Annotated in this window: 21 protein-coding genes; 14 read left to right on the forward strand and 7 right to left on the reverse strand. The window is 31.9% G+C overall.

The window, feature by feature from the left end:
• Positions 1 to 6: 6 nt before the first annotated feature.
• From IRZ99_RS15630 to xrtF, 6 genes are all read right to left on the reverse strand, one after another.
• Entirely contained in the window at positions 7 to 693 is a 687-nt protein-coding gene (locus tag IRZ99_RS15630; RefSeq protein WP_194658150.1) for a DedA family protein, read from the reverse strand.
• A gap of 132 nt (positions 694 to 825) precedes the next feature.
• Complete coding sequence (locus tag IRZ99_RS15635) at positions 826 to 1,167, reverse strand: heavy-metal-associated domain-containing protein (RefSeq protein ID WP_194658151.1); 342 nt, start codon at positions 1,165 to 1,167, stop codon at positions 826 to 828.
• A gap of 37 nt (positions 1,168 to 1,204) precedes the next feature.
• Positions 1,205 to 3,211: a TonB-dependent siderophore receptor gene (locus IRZ99_RS15640; protein ID WP_194658152.1), complete on the reverse strand. Its 2,007-nt coding sequence runs from the start codon at positions 3,209 to 3,211 to the stop codon at positions 1,205 to 1,207.
• Positions 3,212 to 3,324: 113 nt separating this feature from the next.
• Positions 3,325 to 3,723 carry a hypothetical protein gene (locus IRZ99_RS15645; RefSeq protein ID WP_194658153.1) on the reverse strand — a complete coding sequence of 133 codons (399 nt, stop codon included), beginning with the start codon at positions 3,721 to 3,723 and terminating at the stop codon, positions 3,325 to 3,327.
• A gap of 45 nt (positions 3,724 to 3,768) precedes the next feature.
• Complete coding sequence (locus tag IRZ99_RS15650) at positions 3,769 to 4,215, reverse strand: exosortase F system-associated protein (protein WP_194658154.1); 447 nt, start codon at positions 4,213 to 4,215, stop codon at positions 3,769 to 3,771.
• Complete coding sequence (xrtF, locus tag IRZ99_RS15655) at positions 4,205 to 4,741, reverse strand: exosortase family protein XrtF (protein ID WP_194658155.1); 537 nt, start codon at positions 4,739 to 4,741, stop codon at positions 4,205 to 4,207. The genes IRZ99_RS15650 and xrtF overlap by 11 nt, the downstream gene beginning before the upstream one ends.
• Positions 4,742 to 4,811: 70 nt before the next feature.
• Here xrtF and IRZ99_RS15660 point away from each other — a divergent pair, with 70 nt between their 5' ends.
• The 14 genes from IRZ99_RS15660 (at position 4,812) to rpe (ending at position 22,303) form a co-directional block, all read left to right on the forward strand.
• A complete protein-coding gene (locus IRZ99_RS15660; RefSeq protein ID WP_194658156.1) occupies positions 4,812 to 5,267 on the forward strand; it encodes a GAF domain-containing protein in 456 nt (151 codons plus the stop codon).
• A gap of 31 nt (positions 5,268 to 5,298) precedes the next feature.
• Positions 5,299 to 5,994, forward strand: coding sequence for a hypothetical protein (locus IRZ99_RS15665; protein ID WP_194658157.1), 696 nt, complete (start codon positions 5,299 to 5,301; stop codon positions 5,992 to 5,994).
• Positions 5,995 to 6,202: 208 nt separating this feature from the next.
• Positions 6,203 to 6,469 (forward strand): 30S ribosomal protein S15, encoded by a 267-nt coding sequence (rpsO, locus tag IRZ99_RS15670; RefSeq protein ID WP_026983900.1) that lies wholly within the window; start codon positions 6,203 to 6,205, stop codon positions 6,467 to 6,469.
• 161 nt (positions 6,470 to 6,630) lie between these two features.
• On the forward strand, positions 6,631 to 8,766 hold the full coding sequence (locus tag IRZ99_RS15675; protein ID WP_194658158.1) for a polyribonucleotide nucleotidyltransferase: 2,136 nt from the start codon (positions 6,631 to 6,633) through the stop codon (positions 8,764 to 8,766).
• A 277-nt stretch (positions 8,767 to 9,043) separates the two neighbouring features.
• On the forward strand, positions 9,044 to 9,691 hold the full coding sequence (locus IRZ99_RS15680; protein WP_194658159.1) for a hypothetical protein: 648 nt from the start codon (positions 9,044 to 9,046) through the stop codon (positions 9,689 to 9,691).
• Positions 9,691 to 12,471 carry a TonB-dependent receptor domain-containing protein gene (locus tag IRZ99_RS15685; RefSeq protein WP_194658160.1) on the forward strand — a complete coding sequence of 927 codons (2,781 nt, stop codon included), beginning with the start codon at positions 9,691 to 9,693 and terminating at the stop codon, positions 12,469 to 12,471. The genes IRZ99_RS15680 and IRZ99_RS15685 overlap by 1 nt, the downstream gene beginning before the upstream one ends.
• A gap of 2 nt (positions 12,472 to 12,473) precedes the next feature.
• Positions 12,474 to 13,700 carry a DUF4249 domain-containing protein gene (locus IRZ99_RS15690; protein ID WP_194658161.1) on the forward strand — a complete coding sequence of 409 codons (1,227 nt, stop codon included), beginning with the start codon at positions 12,474 to 12,476 and terminating at the stop codon, positions 13,698 to 13,700.
• Between the two features lie 24 nt (positions 13,701 to 13,724).
• On the forward strand, positions 13,725 to 14,918 hold the full coding sequence (locus tag IRZ99_RS15695; protein WP_194658162.1) for a DUF4249 domain-containing protein: 1,194 nt from the start codon (positions 13,725 to 13,727) through the stop codon (positions 14,916 to 14,918).
• 17 nt (positions 14,919 to 14,935) lie between these two features.
• Positions 14,936 to 16,735: a hypothetical protein gene (locus IRZ99_RS15700; RefSeq protein ID WP_194658163.1), complete on the forward strand. Its 1,800-nt coding sequence runs from the start codon at positions 14,936 to 14,938 to the stop codon at positions 16,733 to 16,735.
• A gap of 149 nt (positions 16,736 to 16,884) precedes the next feature.
• Positions 16,885 to 18,210: a hypothetical protein gene (locus tag IRZ99_RS15705; RefSeq protein ID WP_194658164.1), complete on the forward strand. Its 1,326-nt coding sequence runs from the start codon at positions 16,885 to 16,887 to the stop codon at positions 18,208 to 18,210.
• 58 nt (positions 18,211 to 18,268) lie between these two features.
• A complete protein-coding gene (locus IRZ99_RS15710; protein WP_194658165.1) occupies positions 18,269 to 18,820 on the forward strand; it encodes an RNA polymerase sigma factor in 552 nt (183 codons plus the stop codon).
• A complete protein-coding gene (locus tag IRZ99_RS15715; protein ID WP_194658166.1) occupies positions 18,810 to 20,288 on the forward strand; it encodes a hypothetical protein in 1,479 nt (492 codons plus the stop codon). Before IRZ99_RS15710 ends, IRZ99_RS15715 begins: the two co-directional genes overlap by 11 nt.
• Before the next feature lie 84 nt (positions 20,289 to 20,372).
• The gene (locus tag IRZ99_RS15720) at positions 20,373 to 21,236 is read left to right on the forward strand and encodes an RNA polymerase sigma factor RpoD/SigA (RefSeq protein ID WP_007804760.1); all 864 of its coding nucleotides are present in this window, start codon (positions 20,373 to 20,375) and stop codon (positions 21,234 to 21,236) included.
• Between the two features lie 404 nt (positions 21,237 to 21,640).
• A complete protein-coding gene (gene rpe / locus IRZ99_RS15725) occupies positions 21,641 to 22,303 on the forward strand; it encodes a ribulose-phosphate 3-epimerase (protein ID WP_194658167.1) in 663 nt (220 codons plus the stop codon).
• Here rpe and IRZ99_RS15730 read toward each other — a convergent pair.
• Positions 22,280 to 23,068: a DNA/RNA non-specific endonuclease gene (locus IRZ99_RS15730; RefSeq protein WP_194658168.1), complete on the reverse strand. Its 789-nt coding sequence runs from the start codon at positions 23,066 to 23,068 to the stop codon at positions 22,280 to 22,282. The genes rpe and IRZ99_RS15730 overlap by 24 nt on opposite strands.
• Between the last annotated feature and the right edge of the window lie 70 nt (positions 23,069 to 23,138).

The raw sequence follows: 23,138 nt of genomic DNA on the forward strand, positions 1-23,138 counted from the left end.
ATTTAATTATATCTTTTCACTTGTGCTGGTTCTCTTTTTAATAAGCTTTAAGAAAACCGGGAATGTCGATAATATTATAATTCCAATTACTATAACTTCAATATGTTCTTTTAAATCTATTCCGTGTTCAAGAAAAACTCCATATAAATAATGCCCGGAAAAGATCAATATAAATGACCACAAAAACGAACTCAATATATTAAAGAACATAAATTTCTTTTTATCCATTGAAACTATTCCAGCGATAATTGGCGCGAAAGTTCTGAAGATTGGAAGAAAACGAGCGTAGATAATTGCCTTTCCTCCATACTTTTCAAAAAAGTCTTTTGATTGCAATAAATACTTTTTCTTGAACCAAAATGTATCTTCTTTTTTAAACAGATAGTAACCACTTTTAGCACCAAACCAATATCCGGTCATATTTCCAAGAACACCCATTATTCCAACTAAAGTTGAAAGCAAAAATACGTTGATAAAATCACTCGGAATATAAACAACATTTTGAACCAAATCTCGGCTGTAAATCCCTGATAAAAAAAGCAAACTATCTCCGGGAAGAAAAAAACCTGCAAAAAGTCCTGTTTCAGCAAAAACGATAAACAGCACTATGTACAAACCAATTTGAAAACCGCCGATACTTAAAGTTATATAAAATTCAGGGTTGACTAATTGAGTCCAATCAAAATTATTCATAAAATGAGTTTGGTTACATTTATAAGTTTGTGAAAGTAAGAATAATTTAGTTTAACCACAATAAATTACGGCATTTTAAAGATAAATTAACGATAAAGAAAGCCAAGCATTGGCTTGGCTTTCTAAAAAATATTAATCTCTTTCGTACTTACAACATGTGTGTAAATTATCGTAATCTGTCTGAGTTGCTTTTACTTCTTTAGTATCGTGACCTACTTTTGCAATTGCTTTGTTTAAATCCTCAGGAGAACTCTTCTCTTCATTCAAAATAACTGTTAACTGATGTGAGCTAATATCCCAGCTGGCCGTTTTTACTCCAGGTACACTAAAAGCCGCTTTTTCAATACGTTTTTTACATTGCTCACAGTTTCCGTTAACTTCAGTCGTATATTTTAAATTCTTGTTCTTTTTAGTTTGAGCCTGAGCCGAAAGCCCTAAAAAGGTGATCATTGCAATTAAAATTAAATTCTTCATTGTATTAATTATTTAAAGTTATTGATATTGTTATTGTTTATTTTATTTTAAATCGTAATCCCGCATAATACATTTGTCCAAAAATGGGTGCATACGCTACAGAAGCATCAAAATTTGGTCCAAATGGATCATTAGCACCTAAAATTGCTTTCTCCTGTTTATAATTTCCAATATTTTCTCCACCAATATAGACTTCAAAAACTGGCGAAAAAACTCTTGTAACCTGAACATTCATAACAGCATATGAAGGTGAAAACTCAGGAAATTGGTCTTCAACAGGGTTCGATGCTGTATAAGGTAGTTGTTGTTCGCCTGACCAATTAAAAGTATAATCAAACTTCCATTGTTTATCATCATTCATTGGAGTCTCATATTCTAAATTTCCTAAAAAACGATGTTTGGCCTGAAGCGGACGCTGAAAAGTTCCTCTTAAATAATCTGTCTTGATATCATAATATTTGTATGCTGTTCTCAAATTCAGATTATGAATTAACTCGTAATTGAATTCCAATTGAAAACTATTTGCAAAGGAACTTCCCTTTAAATTATAAAACAAAACATCCTGTGGACTTTGCATCAAATCGACAACAGCCTGATTTTGAAAATCAGTTCTATAGAAATCAAAACCAGCTTCTGCATTTTTATTAAAAAGTTTAAACTTCTGCGAAAAACTAATGCCATAATTCCAGGCAATTTCGGGATTCAAACCGTAAATTTTTCCATTATTATCTAATATTGAAAACGTTCTGGAACTTGCAAACAACTGTTGATTCTCCGCAAAAATGTTAGCTGAACGCTTTCCTCTTCCCGCAGAAAAACGAATTACACCATTTTCCCATGGATTATAGCGCATGTGCAAACGAGGCGTTACAAAAAAACCTAATCGATTATGGTTATCCACTCTTCCACCTAATATCAAACTGAAATTATCTGTATTATCATAGGTGTATTCAAAAAATGCGCCAACCGAATTATCAATTCGGCTGTAATCTGTGACGTTCACAAATTCCTGATATTGATCGTAGGTAAAATTTAAACCTGTTGAGAATTTGTGTTTCGTATTATTAATAATCGAATTGAAGATCAAATTTGAATAAAAGCTATTCTGCTTAATATCATAAAGATTCAATCCAAAATAAGAATTTTGATTATGACTGTTAAAAGCATTTTGAAAACCAATACTCTGGTAAGGCATATCTTTAAAAACATAACCAATTTTAGTCGACACATCAAAACGTTCCGTATTGATTTCTGACCCCCAATTATTCGTTGTTCCGCGATCTCTGTCTTTATCAAAATCAACTTCACCGGTTTGTTTTTTATCATTCATATATCTGAAATTGATAAAACTCACCAACCCACTTTCGGGATCATAATATTGGTATCGGTTTAAAACATTGATTTGTTTTCCTAATGGATTATCCAAAAAACCGTCATTATTCATATCGTTTTTAGCCACACGTGTATTTCCATGAACAAATAAACTTGTCGCCCATTTATCGGATATTTTTTTATTGAAGTGTGTATTCAATTCAAAACGGGCATCCGTAGATCCGTAAGCGTTTAAGAAAAACGGAATATCGCTCAAAGGCTTTAAAAGCTCGGTATTTATTTGTCCCGAAATACTTTCATAACCGTTTATAACACTTCCCGCTCCTTTTGTAATTTGAACACTTTCGATCCAGGTTCCGGGTGTAAATGATAATCCATATGCCTGTGAAGCTCCACGAACTGATGGGATATTTTCTTCCGTAATCATCAAGTACGGACTTGTTAAACCTAACATTTTTATTTGTTTGGTTCCTGTCAGAGCATCAGAAAAATTAACATCGATTGATGGATTTGTCTCGAAACTTTCAGCCAGATTACAACAAGCGGCTTTTAGCAACTCTTTACTTGTAATTACGGTTGTATTGGATGTAAGTGTATAGGATTTTTTTATTCCTTTTTGCTTTTTGGTAATTTTTACTTCCTGTAAATCTTCTTGAGAAAAAACAGATACTGAAAGCAAAATCATACCAAACAGCATAATATTTTTTTGCATAAAAAATGATTTTAATAGTAATTAGAAAACTGTTTTTTTCAAATTCTTCAAATAGAAAAACTAAAACAGCATGTCACAAGCCACAGAAAGACTTGATTCTAAAAACATTAAAATCAGGAGTAGAAAATATATTGATTGTATAATTTGAATAAGGGGGGCGCATTCGCATCAGAATAATACGAAATGATTTGATTGCTTTTAAAATTCGGAATTGACAAAAACGCAGCTGGTTGATATTCCTGAATTACTGCTTGAAAAGCAATTTGAAAAAAGAATATTTTGAAAGTAGCATTATCCGATTTCTTTTCGATGTGCACCACTTTATCTTTACAACAAGATGATTTTTTTTCAGCAGATCCACAGCAGCTTTTTTCCGGAGCAGCCGCAGCTGAAGTATTCAAGGAAACAGAAGCAATTTCTCCTCCGCAATAATGCACATCAAAAGCAAACCCAATGTTGGAAACCAACAATAGGAACGCTAAAAATAATCCTGTGCATTTCTTTAGATTCATACTGCAAAACTATTTAAAAAACGGCAGAAAAGATTTAATGAAATGTTATTTTTTAAAATTTAGTTGCTGATAATAGAATGCTGGAATGAAAAGCAAAACAAATATGGGTTGAATGATAAATCGTCGTACATAAAAAAGCAGCCAGTTCGCGTCAGGAAAACAATTCAGAATAGCAAAAAATAACACAAAGAGCACCACTAAAAAAAATAAATAAAGAAAAGTACTGAACTTTAAAATTTCTCTATCTCGAAACAATGCATAAATAAGTATTAGTGATAAAATAGTGTTCAAAAAATACCGCAAAAATAGCCCGCAAAAAAGTTTAAAAGAATCAACTTTAGGAAATGGTAAATTTTTAAAATCCAGCTCAAAATACTCTAAAAACGGATCATAAAACAATTCACTTTCAAACGTTCTGATTAACCCAAAACATAGTACTACAAATATTGCCGTTAGAATTTCAACCCCATACTTCATTATATTACTTCGCATATTTCGAAAATTTATTTACCCAAAATACCCATAAGATAAAAACCAACCCGTAAATAATTAAAGGAAATAAAACGCCGTGCAAGATATGTTCTTTTTCAGGGAAGCGAAATAACAAAACGGTCAAAATTGCAATCCGAATCACATTTAAAAGATATATCAAAATACTTCCTGTTATTATAAACAGTAAAGTTGTTTTAAGTTTTCCGGAAAAAGCAATTATAAAAGAGATAAACAAAATAATAACACTTATTGCATTACAGCCTTCTACAATTCTAATCGTATATTTTTTATTATACCAAACTTCAAAATAAGGATGCAATACACTTTTCTGAATAAGGATATCACAATTAAACAACTGCATTAGCCATTCTACATTATGACTAACAATAGTAGTTGCTCCATCAACATCATTGGCGGCGAAACCATTTAAATAAAGCTTATAAAGTAGAGTCAATACAATATAAGCTGAAAAGAAGGTGCCTATAAAAACAAGAAAAGGCTTAAATTGTATTAAATATTTTTTCAAGAGATTTTTTTTTCAAATTTATGTATTTTTTGAGACTAGCTTTAAATACTTTTGTATAAAATTTTATATCATGACATTTCAGGAATTACAACCAAAAATAAGCGCTATTGTTACTGATAACAACGCAGAAAGAGACGAAAAATTATTGGCAATATGTCAGTTATTAAATGAAAATGTAGAATACTATAACTGGGTTGGTTTTTATTTTGCGAATCACGAGAATAAAACCTTACATCTCGGTCCTTATGTAGGTGCAGAAACAGATCATACCGTAATTCCTTTTGGAAAAGGCATTTGCGGACAAGTTGCAGAAAGCAATGCTAATTTTGTAGTTCCGGACGTAGCTGCTCAGGACAATTATATTGCATGTAGCTTTACAGTAAAATCAGAAATTGTGGTTCCTCTATTTGTGAATGGAGCAAACATTGGTCAGATTGATATTGACAGTCATGTTATTGATCCTTTTACTGAAGCCGATGAAAGATTTTTGGAGTTTGTAAATCAAGAGGTTGCAAAACTGTTTTAAAAGCACTATTTTTAGTAGAAAAAAGATTTGAATGAAAAAAAACAGATTCATCTTATTTCTTCTTATAATTTCAGTCAATCTATCAGCGCAAATTAATATAGTCTCAAAGAAAATTTTTCTTGATTCATTAGATCGCGAAGCTACACCAGAAAATTATAGCTACACTAGAGTAATTACCAATTATTCTCAAAAAAGTGTCCGCTATGTTGTAACTGACTTTTACAAAAATGGAAGAAAGAAAATGACAGGCGCAACATTAGATAAAGACATTTTGAAAAAAGATGGCCAATTTATTTACTATTATAAAAATGGTGTAAAAGAAGCTGTTGTAGATTATTCCGAAGATCACAAAAACGGTAAAGAGATTACTTGGTATGAAAATCAAATTAAAAAATGGGAGAAGCAGAATTTTTGGGATACAAAAACTAAAAAATCTCAAACTTTAATCCTTAATTTTTGGGATCCGGATAAAAATCAAACCGTAGTTGATGGAAATGGAGAATATGAGGAAACTGATAAATTTATAACACAAAAAGGAGTTGTTAAAGATGGATTGAAACAAGGTGTCTGGCAGGGAAATGACATTTTACATAAGACTACTTTTATTGATAATTATGATCGAGGTATTTTAATTTCGGGAGTAAGTACAGACGAAAATAATATGAAGCTCTCTTATTCTTCATTGAATGAAAAACAGACTGGTAAAAAAGCAGAAAAGAAAAAGTAGTTTGTAACCGTTAAAAGCACTTTCAAATAGCGACATTTAAAAATAAACAACCTCAAAATCAACAAATAAAAGATTTTCCGCACCTTAAATTCGCTAATCATTAAAATTTTCAGTTTATAAATTTATTTTCTCAAAAAAAAGTTCTAATTTTGCACCCGTCTTACAAAAGTTGTAGAGACATACATAAAAATCATTAAATAATATTGGAATGTATTTAACTAAAGAAAAGAAAGAAGAGATTTTCGCTCAACACGGTGCTGCAACAAACACTGGAAGCGCAGAAGGTCAAATTGCATTGTTCACTTACAGAATTTCACACTTAACTGAGCACTTGAAAAAAAATCGTCACGATTATAACACTGAGCGTTCACTTGTACTATTAGTAGGTAAAAGAAGAGCTTTGTTGGATTACTTGAAAAAGAAAGAGATCAACAGATATCGTGAGATTATCAAAGTATTGAATATCAGAAAATAATCAATATAGAAAAGAGGTGCGAGAGTGCCTCTTTTTGTTTTTACATTACAAGCATTTTAAGAAAAAAAGTTTGGTTTTTCATTGGGTTTTAGAAACAACAACTACACACACAACAACTACAACACAACTAAAACCCATTGTATAACCAATAAGGAAAAATTATGATTCCACAATTATTTGTAGAAAAGATCGATTTAGGTGATGGCAGAAGCATCACAATCGAGACGGGTCGTTTAGCTAAACAAGCTGACGGTTCGGTAGTAGTAAGAATGGGCGACACGATGATTCTTGCAACAGCAGTTTCAGCTCGCACTTCAAACCCAGCGGTTGACTTTTTACCATTAACGGTAGATTACCGCGAAAAATTCGCAGCAGCAGGTCGTTTCCCAGGAGGTTTCTTCAAAAGAGAGGCTCGTCCTAGTGATAGCGAAGTTTTAACAATGAGATTAGTAGACCGTGTTTTACGTCCACTTTTTCCAGATGATTACCACGCTGAGACTCAGGTTATGATTCAGTTAATGTCTCACGACGAAGAAGTTATGCCAGACGCTTTAGCTGGTTTAGCTGCATCTGCAGCATTAGCAGTTTCAGATATTCCTTTTTACAACTTAATTTCAGAAGTTCGTGTTGCACGTATCGACGGAAAATTTGTAATCAACCCAAGCAGAGTAGAATTAGAAAAATCTGACATCGATATGATGATTGGTGCTTCTATGGATTCTGTTGCCATGGTTGAAGGAGAGATGAAAGAAATTTCAGAAGCTGAAATGGTTGAAGCAATTAAATTTGCTCACGAAGCTATTAAAGTTCAAATTCAGGCGCAATTGCGTTTACAAGCTGCTTTTGGTAAAAAAGAAATTCGTACTTACGAAGGTGAGAAAGAAAACGAAGAAATTTACAAAAAAGTAAAAGCTGCAGCATATGATAAAATTTATGCTATTGCAAAAGTTGGTTCAGCTAAACACGAAAGAGGCGCTGCATTTGCTGAAGTAAAAGAAGAAGTAAAAGCTTTATTTACTGAAGAAGAATTAGCTGCTGATGGAGATTTAGTTTCTAAATATTTCTACAAAACAAACAAAGAAGCTGTTCGTAATGTAGTATTGGAATTAGGCGTTCGTTTAGATGGTAGAAAAACTACAGACATCAGACCAATCTGGTGTGAAACTGATTATTTACCAAGAGTTCACGGTTCTTCTTTATTTACACGTGGAGAAACTCAGGCTTTGGCGACAGTAACTTTAGGAACTTCCAGAGAAGCTAACCAAATTGATTCTCCATCTGAACAAGGTGAAGAGAAATTCTACTTACACTATAACTTCCCTCCTTTCTCTACTGGTGAAGCAAAACCACTAAGAGGAACTTCAAGAAGAGAAGTTGGTCACGGTAACTTGGCTCAAAGAGCTTTGAAAAATATGATTCCTGCTGATTGTCCTTACACAATTCGTATTGTTTCTGAAGTTTTAGAATCTAACGGTTCTTCTTCTATGGCAACAGTTTGTGCTGGTACAATGGCTTTGATGGATGCTGGAGTTCAAATGGTAAAACCAGTTTCTGGAATTGCTATGGGATTAATTACTGACGGTGAGAAATTTGCTGTATTGTCAGACATTTTAGGTGATGAAGATCACTTAGGAGATATGGACTTTAAAGTAACCGGAACTGCTGATGGTATTACAGCTTGTCAAATGGACATCAAAATTGATGGTTTACGTTATGACATTATGGAGCAAGCTTTAGGGCAAGCACGTGAAGGACGTTTACACATCTTAGGAAAATTAACTGAGACTATTGCTGCGCCAAGAGCCGATGTAAAAGCTCATGCACCAAAAATCATTACCAGAACTATTCCTGGAAACTTTATTGGAGCATTAATTGGACCTGGTGGAAAAGTAATTCAGGAATTACAAAAAGCTACTGGAACAACTATTGTAATCAACGAAGTTGACGAGCAAGGTGTCATCGAAATCTTAGGTACAGATCCTGCTGGAATTGAAGCAGTATTGGCTAAAATTAAGTCAATCACTTTTAAACCACAAATGGGAGAAGCTTACGAAGTTAAAGTAATTAAAATGTTAGATTTTGGAGCTGTAGTAGAATATACTGCTGCACCAGGAAATGAAGTTTTATTACACGTATCTGAGCTAGCTTGGGAACGCACTGAGAATGTTACTGATGTTGTGAACATGGGTGATGTATTTGAAGTGAAATACTTAGGTGTTGATCCTAAAACTAAAAAAGAAAAAGTGTCAAGAAAAGCACTTTTACAAAGACCTCCACGTGAGGAGAAAAAAGAGTAATCAGATCTTAGTTTACTAAAGGTTTATTCATAGAAAACCCCAATTCATTATTTGAATTGGGGTTTTTCGTTTTTAAATCATAAACTTTTTATTACAATTTAACACTTTTAAGTTATTTTTGAAACATTTTTTTAATACTTTTGGAATCGTCCAAACCAAAAACATAAAAACCGCAATTCCTTTGAAAAATTATCAAAAAAAACACATTTATCTCCTGATCTTTTGCATCTTCTTAAACATATCCTACATACACTGCCAATCTATTGAAAAATTATCATTGTACGATTACTTTGATAACGCAGTAGGAAAAGACAACCTTAACATCAATAATGGAATAGTACATAGCGAGCCTTTCCGCCCGATACCGAATAAAAACAGATACTACATTGATGAATTCAATATTGGCGATCTGAGTTTTGAAGGCGAAATCTATTCTAATGTCAGTCTCAAGTACGACATTTATGACGATCAGCTTATCTACAAACAAAACGGAGTAACAGAAAACCTTCCTATTACACTGATTAAAGACAAAATTGATTTTTTTACTATCAAAAATAAAAAATTTGTCAATCTAAAAGCTGAATCAGTAAAATTCCCGACCTTAATTAATGGCATATATGAAGAAAGCTTTACCGGTAGCGAAGTCTCACTTTATACGAAACATAGAAAAGAAAAAATAAAAGTTTTTCAAACAAATGGAGTCTACTATAATTTTATTTACTACACCGACTTCTTTATAAAATACGGCAACTTTTTTTACAAGGTAGAATCCGAAAAAGATTTTAAAAAAATCTTTCCGACCTATAAAAAAGAAATAAACAATTATTATAACACGGATAAAAAGTTAGAACGATCTGACAAGAAGCAATTCATGGAAAATCTAACGAAACAAATAAATGGTCTTGTAAAAAAAAGTTCTAATTAATGAAAAAAATTACTCTCTTACTATTATTAGCCTTTCAGCAATTTGTATACTCTCAGGTAATAAGTGACAAAATTTCGGTAGAATTTAAAAATGCGAATCTAAAAACTGCCATTCAAAATATCGAACAAGCTTCCTATTATAAATTCTATTTTGATGAAAAATGGTTAGCCAATGACAGCACAGCAATAACAAAACAATTTAAAGAAGTGCGCATAGGCGAAGTTCTTGAAGATGTTTTTCAAAACACCAGCATCAACTTTTTTATTGCGGATAACAAAATTATTTTAACAAATAATAGCATCATTTACAATCAGCTGCCAGATGACTATTTTGGAATTTCTTTAGAAAAAGATGAAAATGGAGAAATAATAAATCCTATTTTTTACCAACAATATGATTCTGTAAAAAAGACAAACACCAGAAATCCGAACAAAAATGTTCGCGATGTTGTTCTTATTGGTAAAGAAGTTAAAAATCAGAAAAAGAAAACGTACACACTTTCCGGATATGTAAGAGGAGGAAAAAACAGACAGGGAATAGCCAATGTATTAATAAAAATACCAAACACAGAGTTTACGGCGACAACTGATAAAAATGGTTTTTATAAGCTACAAGTGCCTGCCGGTATGAGTACTGTAGAAACCGAAACATTCTCCTATAATAAGGCAACCAAGAATATAATGGTCTATAACGATGGTACATTAAATTTCAATGTGGTCGATAATATAAATCAACTTGATGAAGTTTTAGTAAAAACAAATAAAAGCAAAAATGCTAAAGCAGCGATTACCGGTGTGACTACTATTGATTCGGAAGGAATTAAAAACGTTCCTCTTGTACTTGGTGAACGTGACATTCTAAAGGTTGCTTTAACTCTGCCAGGGATAAAAACAGCGGGTGAAGGCTCTTCAGGATATAACGTAAGAGGAGGAAAAGAAGATCAAAATTTATTTTTATTAGATCATGCTGTTTTATATAATCCTTCTCACTTTTTTGGTTTTTTTACAGCATTAAATCCTTATACAACTAAAAAAGTTGATATCTACAAAGGAAGTATTCCAGCAGAATTTGGAGGAAGATTATCTTCTGTTTTTGATATAACATCTAAAACTGGTAGTTATGACAAATTTGAAGGAGAGGGAGGAATTGGACCTGCAACAAGTAATTTAATGATTTCTACCCCAGTCGTAAAAGGAAAATCGAGTTTAATGGTTGGAGGAAGAGCAAGTTATTCTGATTGGATTTTAAAAAGTCTGGATGATGAAAACTTAAAAAACAGCCAGGCTTCCTTCTATGATCTTATTTTAAGATATAATCATAAAATAAATGTCAAGAATGATATTGAATCAACATTTTATTATAGCCATGATAAATTTAGCGTTTCATCGGATTCGCTATATAAATACAGCAATAGACTCGCTACATTAAAATGGAATCATACTTTTAATGAAAAAAATAAAGGATCCTTAATTTTAACCAATAGCGAATATAAATTCAACATTGATTATCAATCAGAAGGAATAAATTCTTTTGATTTTGGCTATAAAATAGACGAAACGCAATTGGCTGCAAAAATGACTTATTTGTACAACGAAAAGCATAAAATCAGCTATGGTATTTCTAGCAAACTATACGGCATTAATCCTGGATATTTAGAACCTAAGAATCCTGCATCGACATTAATTCCAATTGATATACAAAAAGAAAAAGGCCTGGAATCTGCATTATATATAGGTGATAATTTCAAAATCAACGATAAATTTTTACTTGATTTTGGTTTGAGATATTCATCATTTGCTGCATTAGGGCCATCTGAACAAAGAATCTACGAAGATAATCTTCCAATCAGTGATGCTACGGTAACCGAAACAAAAACATACAAAAACAATGAAGTAATTAAAAGATATGGAGGATTTGAACCTAGAATAGCGGCGCGATACTTCTTAACTGATGATTTTTCAGTTCGTGCGAGCTATGATAAAACTTATCAATACATTCATTTACTTTCAAACAATACTACTCAATCTCCAACAGATATTTGGAAACTTTCAGATTTAAATGTAAAACCAGAAAGTGCTCATCAATTTTCAGTAGGACTTTACAAAAATTTAAATGATGACGAACTGGAACTTAGCCTTGAAGGATATTACAAAAGATCTAAAAATATTTTAGATTATAAAGTTGGTGCTGAGTTATTGTTAAATGAAAACATTGAAACAGAACTTTTACAAGGCGAAGGAAAAGCTTATGGTATAGAAGTATTATTAAAAAAACAGGTAGGCAGACTTAATGGATGGTTAGGTTACACCTACTCTAGATCGCTAATAAAACTTAATAGTCAATTTAATGAAGAAAAAGTAAATGATGGAAAATATTTTGCATCTAACTTTGATAAACCTCATGATTTCAGTGCAGTATTAAATTATAGATTTACAAAACGTTACAGTTTTTCTAGTAACTTTATCTATCAAACAGGACGACCTATAACTTATCCTATTGGAACTTATGATTATGGCAATGCACAATATACTGTTTATAGCGATCGTAATAAATTTAGAATCCCAGACTACTTTAGATTAGACATTGGTCTTAATATTGAAGGAAATCACAAAATAAAAAAATTAGCACATAGCTTTTGGAACATTTCAGTTTATAACGTTTTAGGAAGAAACAATCCATATTCGGTCTTTTTTGTTACAGATGAAGGAAAAATCAAGGCCTACAAAACTTCTATATTCTCAATTCCAATACCTAGTATTAGCTATAATTTCAAGTTTTAAATATGAAAGCATTACTATATAAATATTCTATTTTCCTTCTTCTGGCGCTTGCTATAACTAGCTGTACAGAACAATATGCTTTCAAAAATACTGATTTTGAAAGTGCTTTAGTTGTCGAAGGAACGGTTACCAATGAACTTAAAAATCAAGTTATAAGAGTTTCTCAGGTTTATCAACTTGATGAAACTGGGCCAAAGTTTGAAAAAGGAGCAAATGTTTTTATTTCGGATGATCAGGGAAATGAATTCCAGTTTGAAGAAAAGGATACTGTTTACACTTCTATTACAGAATTCAAAGCTGAACCAGGAAGAAAATATCAATTAAAAATAAGAACCAAGGAAGGTAAAAACTATACTTCTGACGAACAAATATTAACCACAGAAACTAAGATAGACAATGTAACTGCAACTGTAGAAAACGTTAATGGAGAGCGCGGTGTTCAAATCAATGTAAACAGTTATGACCCTGCAAACAGTTCTAAATATTACAGATATGAGTATACCGAAACTTATAAGATCATTGCTCCTATGTGGGATTTCAGAGAAACCAATGTAGTCAATGTTCCAGCAATTCCACCCGATCCCATAAATGGATTGCCTGGTACCCCAGCAAGAGAAGATATCGTAGTAACACCTCGTACTTATGAAAGTAAAACTTGTTTTTCAACTAAAAAATCAGATAAAATTCTTTTAAATAGTACTAATAGTCTAAGTGAAGATCGTGTTCACTACCCTGTACGTTTTATTAGTGATCAAAACTATATTATCTCACATCGCTATACCATCTTTGTAAAACAATTTGTTCAAAATTTAGCAGCTTATAGTTATTACAAAACTTTAAGGGATTTATCAACTTCTGAAAACATTCTTTCACCTAAGCAGCCAGGTTTCTTTTATGGAAATATAAAATCAGTAGAAAACCCAGAGGAAAAAGTTATCGGATTCTTCGAAGTTTCTGCCGTTTCTTCTGAAAGGATTTATTTTAACTATGCAGATTTATTTCCAAATGAACCGCTTCCTCCTTATTATGAAAGTAATTGCGAAATACAAGAATACAAGAATTGTGATGGCGATCCGCCTTGTAAGGGAGCCATCTTGCGTTCTCTAATCCGATCGTATTCAGCAGTGCACTTTTCAAATAGTGGCCAAGTTTATTTTATGGTAAAAGCTCCGTGTGGAGATTGCACAACTTTTTCATCCAACATTGTCCCGCCTTTTTGGGTAGAATAATTTTCTTTTTTTTTAAAAAATTTTATGAAATATTGCATTAAATATAAATTCTTAATTTTTCTTTTTCTGGCACTCGCTATAACAGGCTGCACAGAGCAATACGCTTTTAAAAACACAGATTTTGAAAGTGCACTTGTTGTTGAGGGAACAATTACAAATGAGTTTAAAAATCAAATCGTTAAACTTTCTCAAGTTTATAAACTTGATGAAACCGGACCTGAATTTGAAACAGGGGCAAATGTTTTTGTTTCGGATGATCAGGGAAATGAGTATCAATTTGAACAAAAAGATACTCTTTATGTTTCTATAAATCAATTTAAAGCCGAGCCGGGAAGAAAATATCAATTAAAAATAAGAACAAAAGAAGGCAAAAATTATACTTCTGACGAACAAATATTAACTACAGAGACTAAAATTGATAATGTGACCGCAACGGTAGAGACCGTTAGTGGACAAAGAGGTGTTCAAATAAATGTAAATAGTTATGACCCGACTAATACATCGAAATATTACAGATACGAATACGCGGAAACTTATAAAATCATAGCACCAATGTGGGATTTCAGACAGACCACCGCTTTAGCCAGTGGTACCAGTATCTTAATAAGCCCAAGAACCATGGAAACTAAAACATGCTATTCGACCAAAAATTCTGAGGCAATTATTTTAAACAACACTAATAGCAGTAGTGAAGACCGTGTACATTTTCCAGTACGTTTTATAAGCGACCAGAACTATATTATATCACATCGTTATACAATTTTTGTAAAACAGTATATTCAAAATTTAGCAGCTTATTCTTACTACAAGACCTTAAGAGATTTATCATCATCTGAAAGTATTCTTTCGCCAAAACAACCAGGTTTCTTCTACGGAAACATAAAATCTGTCGAAAATCCTTCAGAAAAAGTGATTGGTTTTTTTGAAGTTTCTGCTGTTTCATCGGAAAGAATTTACTTCAATTATGCTGATTTATTTCCAAATGAACCTCTTCCTCCTTATTATGAAAGTAACTGCGAAATACAAGAATTTAAGAATTGTGATGACCCAGAAAATCCAGAATGTAAAGGAGCAATTCTGCGTTCGCGTATTAGATCCTATACTTTAGTTCATTTTTCAGCAAATGAAGCTTTAAATTTATATTACATGGTAAATTCTCCGTGTGGAGACTGCACCACTTTTTCATCTAATATCGTTCCTCCTTTTTGGGTAAATTAATCCTTTTTTAAAAATTTATGAAACAACTTTTAATATACAATCACACCAACAATTTGGATCGAATTAAACATCTTTTGATTTTAACTCTTTTAGCATTGAGCAATTTATGTGTTTCTGCACAAAACAGCAATTCTCAAAACAAAAGTCAAAATCTAAACACCTCAATGCAGGAAACGATTTTTCTTCATTCTAATACAACAACCTTCCTAACAGGAGAAACATTGTATTATAAATTATTTTCTTTAAACCCAATCAACAATACACCAAGTTTGATAAGCAAAATAGCATATGTTGAACTGATAGACCATGATAAAAATTCGCTCCAGAAAAACAAAGTTTATCTTGAAAAAGGAATTGGTGCCGGTGAGTATTTTATACCCACCACTTTGAAAACGGGCAGTTATAAAATTATAGCTTACACAAAATGGATGCTAAATAATCCAAAATCCCAAACAAATGAAATAGAAATTTTCATTATTAATCCATTTCAAACTCAGGAACCAAATGACAATATTACTTTTGATCCTACTATAAAAAGTACGATCACAGGCATTAAAAGTGAATCTGCTTCAAATCTTACTGACGAAAAAAGAGTTGATTTTGAATTAGATAAGAATAGCTATTACACTAGAGAAAAGGCAAACTTAAAAATCAAATCGATTACAGCATCGATCGAGAAAGGAAATTATTCTCTTTCTATTCGAAAAATAGATCAGATTCCAACTTTAAAACAACTAAGTCCACAAGACTTTGCAAAAAAAACAGCTGCTAATTATAGTAATTATGAAACTACTTTTTTTAATTATGTGCCAGAATTAAGATCTGAATTAATTACTGGAACAATTGTCTCTAAAAGTGGTCTTCCAATTAATGATAAATCCGTTTCACTTTCATTGCCAGGGAAAGAATTTGTATTAAAAATAGTTCAAACAAATAATCAGGGAAAATTTGCTTTTTTATTAGATAAATTTCCAAATTTCTCAGATGCTATTATACAGGTCATCGATGAAAAAAGTTCTGATTATAGTATCGTTTTTGATCCATTCCCTAAATTTGACACTTCATCTTTACAATTTACATCAAAACTGAATCTAACACCCGATCTAAAAAAAGATATCGAAGAACGATCAACAGCAAGTCAAATTCAAAATGCCTATTATCAAATTAAAAAAGATAGCCTGGTAACTGAAGCAGTAATAAGCCCATTCTTTAATACAATAGAAAAAACATATGTGCTAGATGACTATACTCGTTTCCCAACTTTGAAAGAAAATGTGGTCGAAGTTATTGTTGAGCTTTATTATCGCAGAGAAAATGGCAAATACAAACTACGTGTTCGTAACGATCATAAAGATTTAGAAATGTATGGACCGCCTTTAGTAATCGTTGATGGACTGCTTATACAAGATCCAAGTGATTTGTTTGATTACAATATGGGAAATGTTGACAAAGTCAGCCTTATAAATGAACCTTATGTTTATGGACCAAATTTATATGGTGGAATGATCAGTTTTGAAACCAAAAACAGTGATTTCGCCTCTACTTATGCAAAGAAATATTTGAAGACGATGGAAATTCAACGTCCAAATCCAGAGAAAATATATAATAATCCAGCCTATATTGCCGGAAATAATTTACAGCGAATTCCAGATTACAGATATCAATTACTATGGAAACCAAATTTAAAATTAGAAGAAAAAGAAGAAAATGTTTCTTTTTATACTTCCGATATTAAAGGAGATTTCGAAGTTGTTCTGGAAGGATTTACTGAAGAAGGAAAACCGGTTTATGTTACTAAAACAATCAACGTAAAATAAAAAGAACATTATTTTTTAGATTAAAAATCAAAGATATTTAAGTCCCAACTCATTATTGAGCTGGGACTTTTAATTTTTCACTAATTGCAACGCAACCTTTTTGACATTTATAGACTATTAATTATAAACCACACTAAAAAGTCATCAAGATGAAAAATTTTGTAACGAAAGTAAATATTACCGGAACTTTACTATTATTATTTGTAGCATTTGGATGTTCAGATTTTGACGATAATCTACATCAATTAGTAAGCATTGAAAAAGGTAATCCCGAAAAGGTAATTCAAAAAGATTCTGAATTATATAAAACTTTACAGAAAACAACTTCTGATGAAGCAGTTCAGGAAGGCGAAGTACCTCCGTGCGTTGAATTTATTTATCCTCTAAATTTACGCTTGTACGATAGCAATTTAAATTCGATCGGTATAAAAAACATAATTAGTGATGCTAACTTTAGCGCAGTTTTAGAAAATCTTTCAGATGGGCAATCGTTAAGCATCAGTTATCCCATTACGACCACTTTGGCAGATAATACAACTTATTCTGTCAACAACAATGAAGAATTAAATATAGCTCTAAAAAACTGTACCCGTGAAGATATTATAAAATATTGTAATGACTTGTTTGCGCCTCCAGCAGAAAATCCTAAAAAATATTTTTGGAAAGTGAAGTATTCCGAAACAGGAGATAACACTTATTTCAGTGGAAAGTTTTCAATAAACCCAGGTGGTTCCATGCTTTTTTATTACGATAACAAACAATATTCCGGAACGTGGTTTTTTCTTTTTGTCGATGATAAGCTACATCTAAATATAAAACTAGATGGAGATTCTGCTATTGCAAAATACTGGAGCGTTGACAGAGAAATTGAAATGAATGGTGTTATAATTAGTATAAAGGCACTTCCAAAAAATATTAATCTCGAAATAATATTCGAATCCACAGCAACTTATAAAATTGGAGATACCGGTCCGGCAAAAGGAATTGTTTTTTATGACAAAGGCGAATATAGTTTTGGATGGCGATATATGGAAGTTGCTACTAAAGATTTAAAAGACTCCGAATGGGGTTGCTCTAAATCATCAATAATAACGGCAAGAAATACTGAATTAGGACATGGTTACTTTAATACAGCACAAATAGTTAATCATCACGATAATATGGTCAACTATTATCTAAATCCATCTATCTGCAATAATGGAAATAATGGAACTGTTCAAGCTAAAGATGCCGTAAAATATAGTCAATATTTTTATACTGACTGGTTTTTACCATCAACTGATGAATTAGAGCTGATATATAAAAACCTATACTTAAAGAATATAGGAGGTTTTTCGAACTTAAATTACTGGAGTTCAACCGAAAGTGACGAAAAAACGGTTTTAACAATTGATTTTAAAACGGGAGAAAAAATTGCAACTCCAAAAATTCCTCAAAAAAGCACCACTCAGGCGAGGGTGATAAGATACTTTTAAAACAAATGCATTTAAAGCCTTCAATTTCTTATATTTAAAAACCTTAAAAAACTCTTTTTTGAATTTAGATCAACTCATAAAAGGTTGCATAAAGCAAAACCGGAAATCTCAGGAAGAACTTTATAAACAGTTTTACAAGAGCCTTTTTGTAATAAGTTTAAAGTATTGCCAAAATGATTCTGAGGCTGAAGATAATCTTCATGACGCGTTTATTGAAATATTTACCAATATCAAAAACTTTAAAGGAACGGGAAGTTTTGAAGGCTGGATTAAAAGAATAACCATAAATAAAGCGATTAACAGATATCGGAATTCTAGTTTTTTAACTCCCATTAAAGATGACTTTTCTGAAGAGGTTCTTATTAATGATAATGAAATTGATTATTCAATCGATTATCTACTAGCATTAGTTCAGGAACTTCCTCATCAGTATCGGTTAGTTTTTAACTTATATGAGTTGGATGAATACTCACATAAAGAAATTGCAACAATGCTTTCAATTAGCGAAAGCACTTCTAAATCTAATCTACATCGAGCAAAATTAATTTTAAAAGAAAAAATTACTTCAAAAAACACATTCCATAATCCTCAAATAAACCATGGAAAATAAAAAAGAAATAGGAAAATTATTCAAAGATAAACTTGAACTTCTGGACAAGAAGCCGACTGATCGCTTGTGGGAATCAATCGAAAATGATTTGGACAAAAAAAGAAAAAGACGAATTTTATTTTGGCTTGTTCCGAGTTTATTACTTGTTGGTATCGCAACTTTGTTTTTTATAAATCAGAGTAATACTAATGAAGTAAGTTTAGAGCAAAAACAAGTTTCTGCTTCTCCATCGAATCAAACGCAGGATAATAATAAATCTGTTCAATCTCAAGAAATAAAAACAACTATTTCGAAAAGCACTCCAACAGCAAAATCAACTACGGCAAAATCGAGCGAAACAAAAACAACAATCAAAAAAAGCCGAACAGAAAAACTAATAAAACAATCTTCAAAATTACTTGTTTCTACAGATGAATATGAAGAATATGAAGTGGTAAAAAAGTATAAAGTGGTTATAAAAAAGAATAAAACCATTACCACAACCCATAAAAATTCAACTACAAAAGCAGTAAAAACAAACATTAAAGAGAATGTTGCAAAAACTGGTAAAAAAACGACATCAAAAAACAAGAAAAAAACAGTAAAAAGCACAAAAAAGTCAGCAATTAAGACAGTAAAAAAAACTTCTGAGCCAAAAGAAAAAAAGACTTCTGTAAATAAAAATACAGAAACACAGACTCCTATTTCAAATACAGAAAAAACAGCAACAGAAGTAGAAACAATCAAAAAAGACAGCGTCGCGCCAAAACCACAAAAGAAACAAACTCCAAAAAGAGAATACATAAAAAAAGACTATCCAGAACAGGAAAACGAAGATGATGCCGAATATTCTGTTTCTGTTTATTACGGTCCGGCAATTTTTGGATCTTTATCAAATGCATCTACTTTAAATGAAAGTTTTTCAAATGTTTCAAAAAGTCATCCGGTAACTTCCCATTACGGATTTTATTTTAAATCAATGTGGGGCAAATATGGATTTAAAGCCGGTTTTGCTAAAATAAATTTAAAAATATCAAACCACTTAAATAATCAATCTAATATAAATTTCGACAATATGGTGTTGAGTAATAATAACATTTACAATGTTATGCAAAATGACGAAGATATTCGCTTGGTCCAAAAAATATCATACTATGAAATCCCTTTAGAGTTTAATTATGCCTTAAAAAAAGATGAAACCCCCTTTGGAATGGAAGCTTTTACAGGGTTCAGCACTTTAATTTCAGATGCAAATCAATTGTATCTTTCTTCTAATAATCTAGAAAGCGAAGGAATTGGCTCGACCAAAAACCTAAATAAAATGAATATATCTTTTAATTTAGGAATAGGCTTCAACTATAAATTAACAGAGCATCTTCAGGCAGATTTTAATCCAATTTTCAAATATTATCTTACTACTTTTAAAAATGATAAAGAGCCTAAACCATATAGTTTATCTATTCAATCTGGGATAACTTATAAATTTTAAAAAATATTTTTCATTTAATTGTAACCTTTTTGAAACTTCATACGTATAACCATTCGTACACTTTAAAAATAAGGAGACAAGAAAATGAGACAACTTAAAATCACCAAGCAGGTAACCAATCGTGAAACTGCATCGTTAGATAAATATCTACAAGAAATCGGAAAAGTTGACCTAATTACCGCTGATGAAGAGGTAGAATTAGCACAAAGAATAAAGGCTGGTGATCAAAGAGCTTTAGAAAAACTTACAAAAGCCAACCTACGTTTCGTAGTATCGGTTGCTAAACAATATCAAAATCAAGGATTAACGCTTCCTGATTTAATTAACGAAGGAAACTTAGGATTAATTAAAGCCGCTCAACGTTTTGATGAAACGCGTGGTTTCAAATTTATCTCTTACGCAGTTTGGTGGATTCGTCAATCGATCCTTCAGGCTTTGGCAGAACAATCTCGTATCGTTCGTTTACCATTAAACAAAATTGGTTCTATCAATAAAATCAACAAAATGTATGCGTTATTAGAGCAATCTAATGAGCGTCCGCCTTCTGCTGAAGAAATTGCAAAAGAACTTGACATGACCGTAAATGACGTAAAAGAGTCTATGAAAAACTCTGGTCGTCACTTATCAATGGATGCACCTCTTGTTGAAGGAGAAGATTCTAACCTTTATGACGTTTTACGTTCTGGTGAATCTCCAAACCCGGACAGAGAATTAATTCACGAATCATTACGTACTGAAATTGAACGTTCATTAGAAACATTAACTCCTAGAGAAGCTGATGTTGTTCGTTTGTATTTTGGTCTTGGTGATCAACACCCAATGACATTAGAAGAAATTGGAGAAACTTTCGACTTAACTCGTGAGCGTGTACGTCAGATTAAAGAAAAAGCAATCCGTAGATTAAAACATACTTCAAGAAGTAAAATTCTTAAAACTTATTTGGGATAAAACCCCACAAAATCCAATATTAGAAATTCCAAATCCCAATTATTTTATTGGAATTTGGAATTTATTGCGAAACTGCCTATATTGGACCGTAAAGCAAACAACAGTTTGATTGACTGTTCGTTTTTTGATTGATGATTGAAACTCCGGCTGATTACCGGAGTTTTTTATTTTATAGATATTTTTTTTACCACAGCGACCACATAATTTTTTTTATCTGTTGGAATGTGGAAAACACAAAGTTCACAAAGCTTTGTGAACTTATCATTTTTAACAAAACTTACCAAAATTCTTTGCGGCCTTTGTGTAATCTTTGCGGCTTTGTTGTTAAATAAACTTTGCGTAAACCTTTGCGAACTTTGCGGTTAAAAATTTATCTTTGCAAAAACAACACACAACTACAAAAAATGAAGAATACACTTATTGCTCCTTCTGTTCTGGCAGCCGATTTTGCCAATTTACAACGCGATATCGAAATGATCAATAACAGTCAGGCTGATTGGTTTCATATTGACATTATGGACGGGGTTTTTGTTCCGAATATTTCTTTCGGAATGCCAGTTTTGGAAGCGATTTCAAGACACGCTAAAAAAACAATCGACGTACATTTGATGATCATTGATCCAGATCGTTACATTAAAACTTTTGCTGATTTAGGAGCAAATATCCTAACTGTACATTATGAAGCCTGCACGCACTTACACAGAACGCTACAAGCTATTAAAGCTGAAGGAATGAAAGCGGGAGTTGCAATAAACCCACATACCAATATCGATTTATTAGAAGATGTAATCAACGACATTGACTTAGTACTTATTATGAGTGTAAATCCAGGTTTTGGAGGACAATCATTTATTGAAAACACTTATACTAAAGTAGAGAAACTAAAAGCTTTGATTACTCGTAAAAACGCCTCGACTATTATTGAAATTGATGGCGGTGTAACCAGCAAAAACGCAAAACAATTAGTAGAAGCCGGAGCAGATGTTTTAGTCGCAGGAAGCTTTGTATTTAAAGCCGAAAGCCCAACACATACTATAGCTGAATTAAAAGCTCTTACTACTTTTTAAGTTTTTTAAATTCGGAAAGAAATCAATTCCGGTCATTTTTTCCAAAGTTTCAATTGGAACAACGAAATCATAAATTGACTTATCGCTATCTTCATTCGGAACCAAGAAAGCGATTGTCTTATGCTCCTTTCCTGATTTAGCCAAAATAATTTTATAAAAATACTTAGGGACAGCAACTTTTTCTGTTCCTATTTTTTTGTCTGAATCTTTCAGAACACCTCCTGTTACGATATATATATCATTATACTTTCCAGCCCAATAACGTGTTTTCTGTTCTAATCGATTCCAGATTCCCCTATTAAAATCATGTTTTTGAGGCGAGATATTTGAAGTGTAAAATGTATCATTGTAAGCTTCTTTATCGAACTCCATATCGCCTGCTGGGCAAAGATGCCCTTTGTCATAACCTGATTTTTTATAGTTTCTCCAATCTGCAGAACCAGTTGTTACTTTTGGATCCTCTATAAAATAAGGTCTTTTAAAATCATTATTTTTAAGATATTCTTTTTTCAATTCATAGGCAACCCATTCGGCTTGTTCGAATTTTTCATTATACGAAAGTGTATAATACTTATGCTTTACAATTTGTTTAGTTGTTGAAGTTGGTAAATATAAATAAGTATAAATCGAATCTGAACGAGTCTGATTGGATACAAAATTGGATTCAGTGTCTTTCAAATCATTTTCAACAGTGTCTTCTGTTATTTCTTTTTTACATGAAACTGACATCAAAATCATCAAACCTAATAAAATATAATTCCTCATTTATAAGCCATATTTATTCATTAAACTTACAAAAAAAACGCTCCGAAAAAATTATTTTTCGGAGCGTTTA

The sequence above is a fragment of the Flavobacterium sp. LC2016-12 genome (assembly GCF_015351595.1).
In the GTDB taxonomy this organism is placed as follows: domain Bacteria; phylum Bacteroidota; class Bacteroidia; order Flavobacteriales; family Flavobacteriaceae; genus Flavobacterium.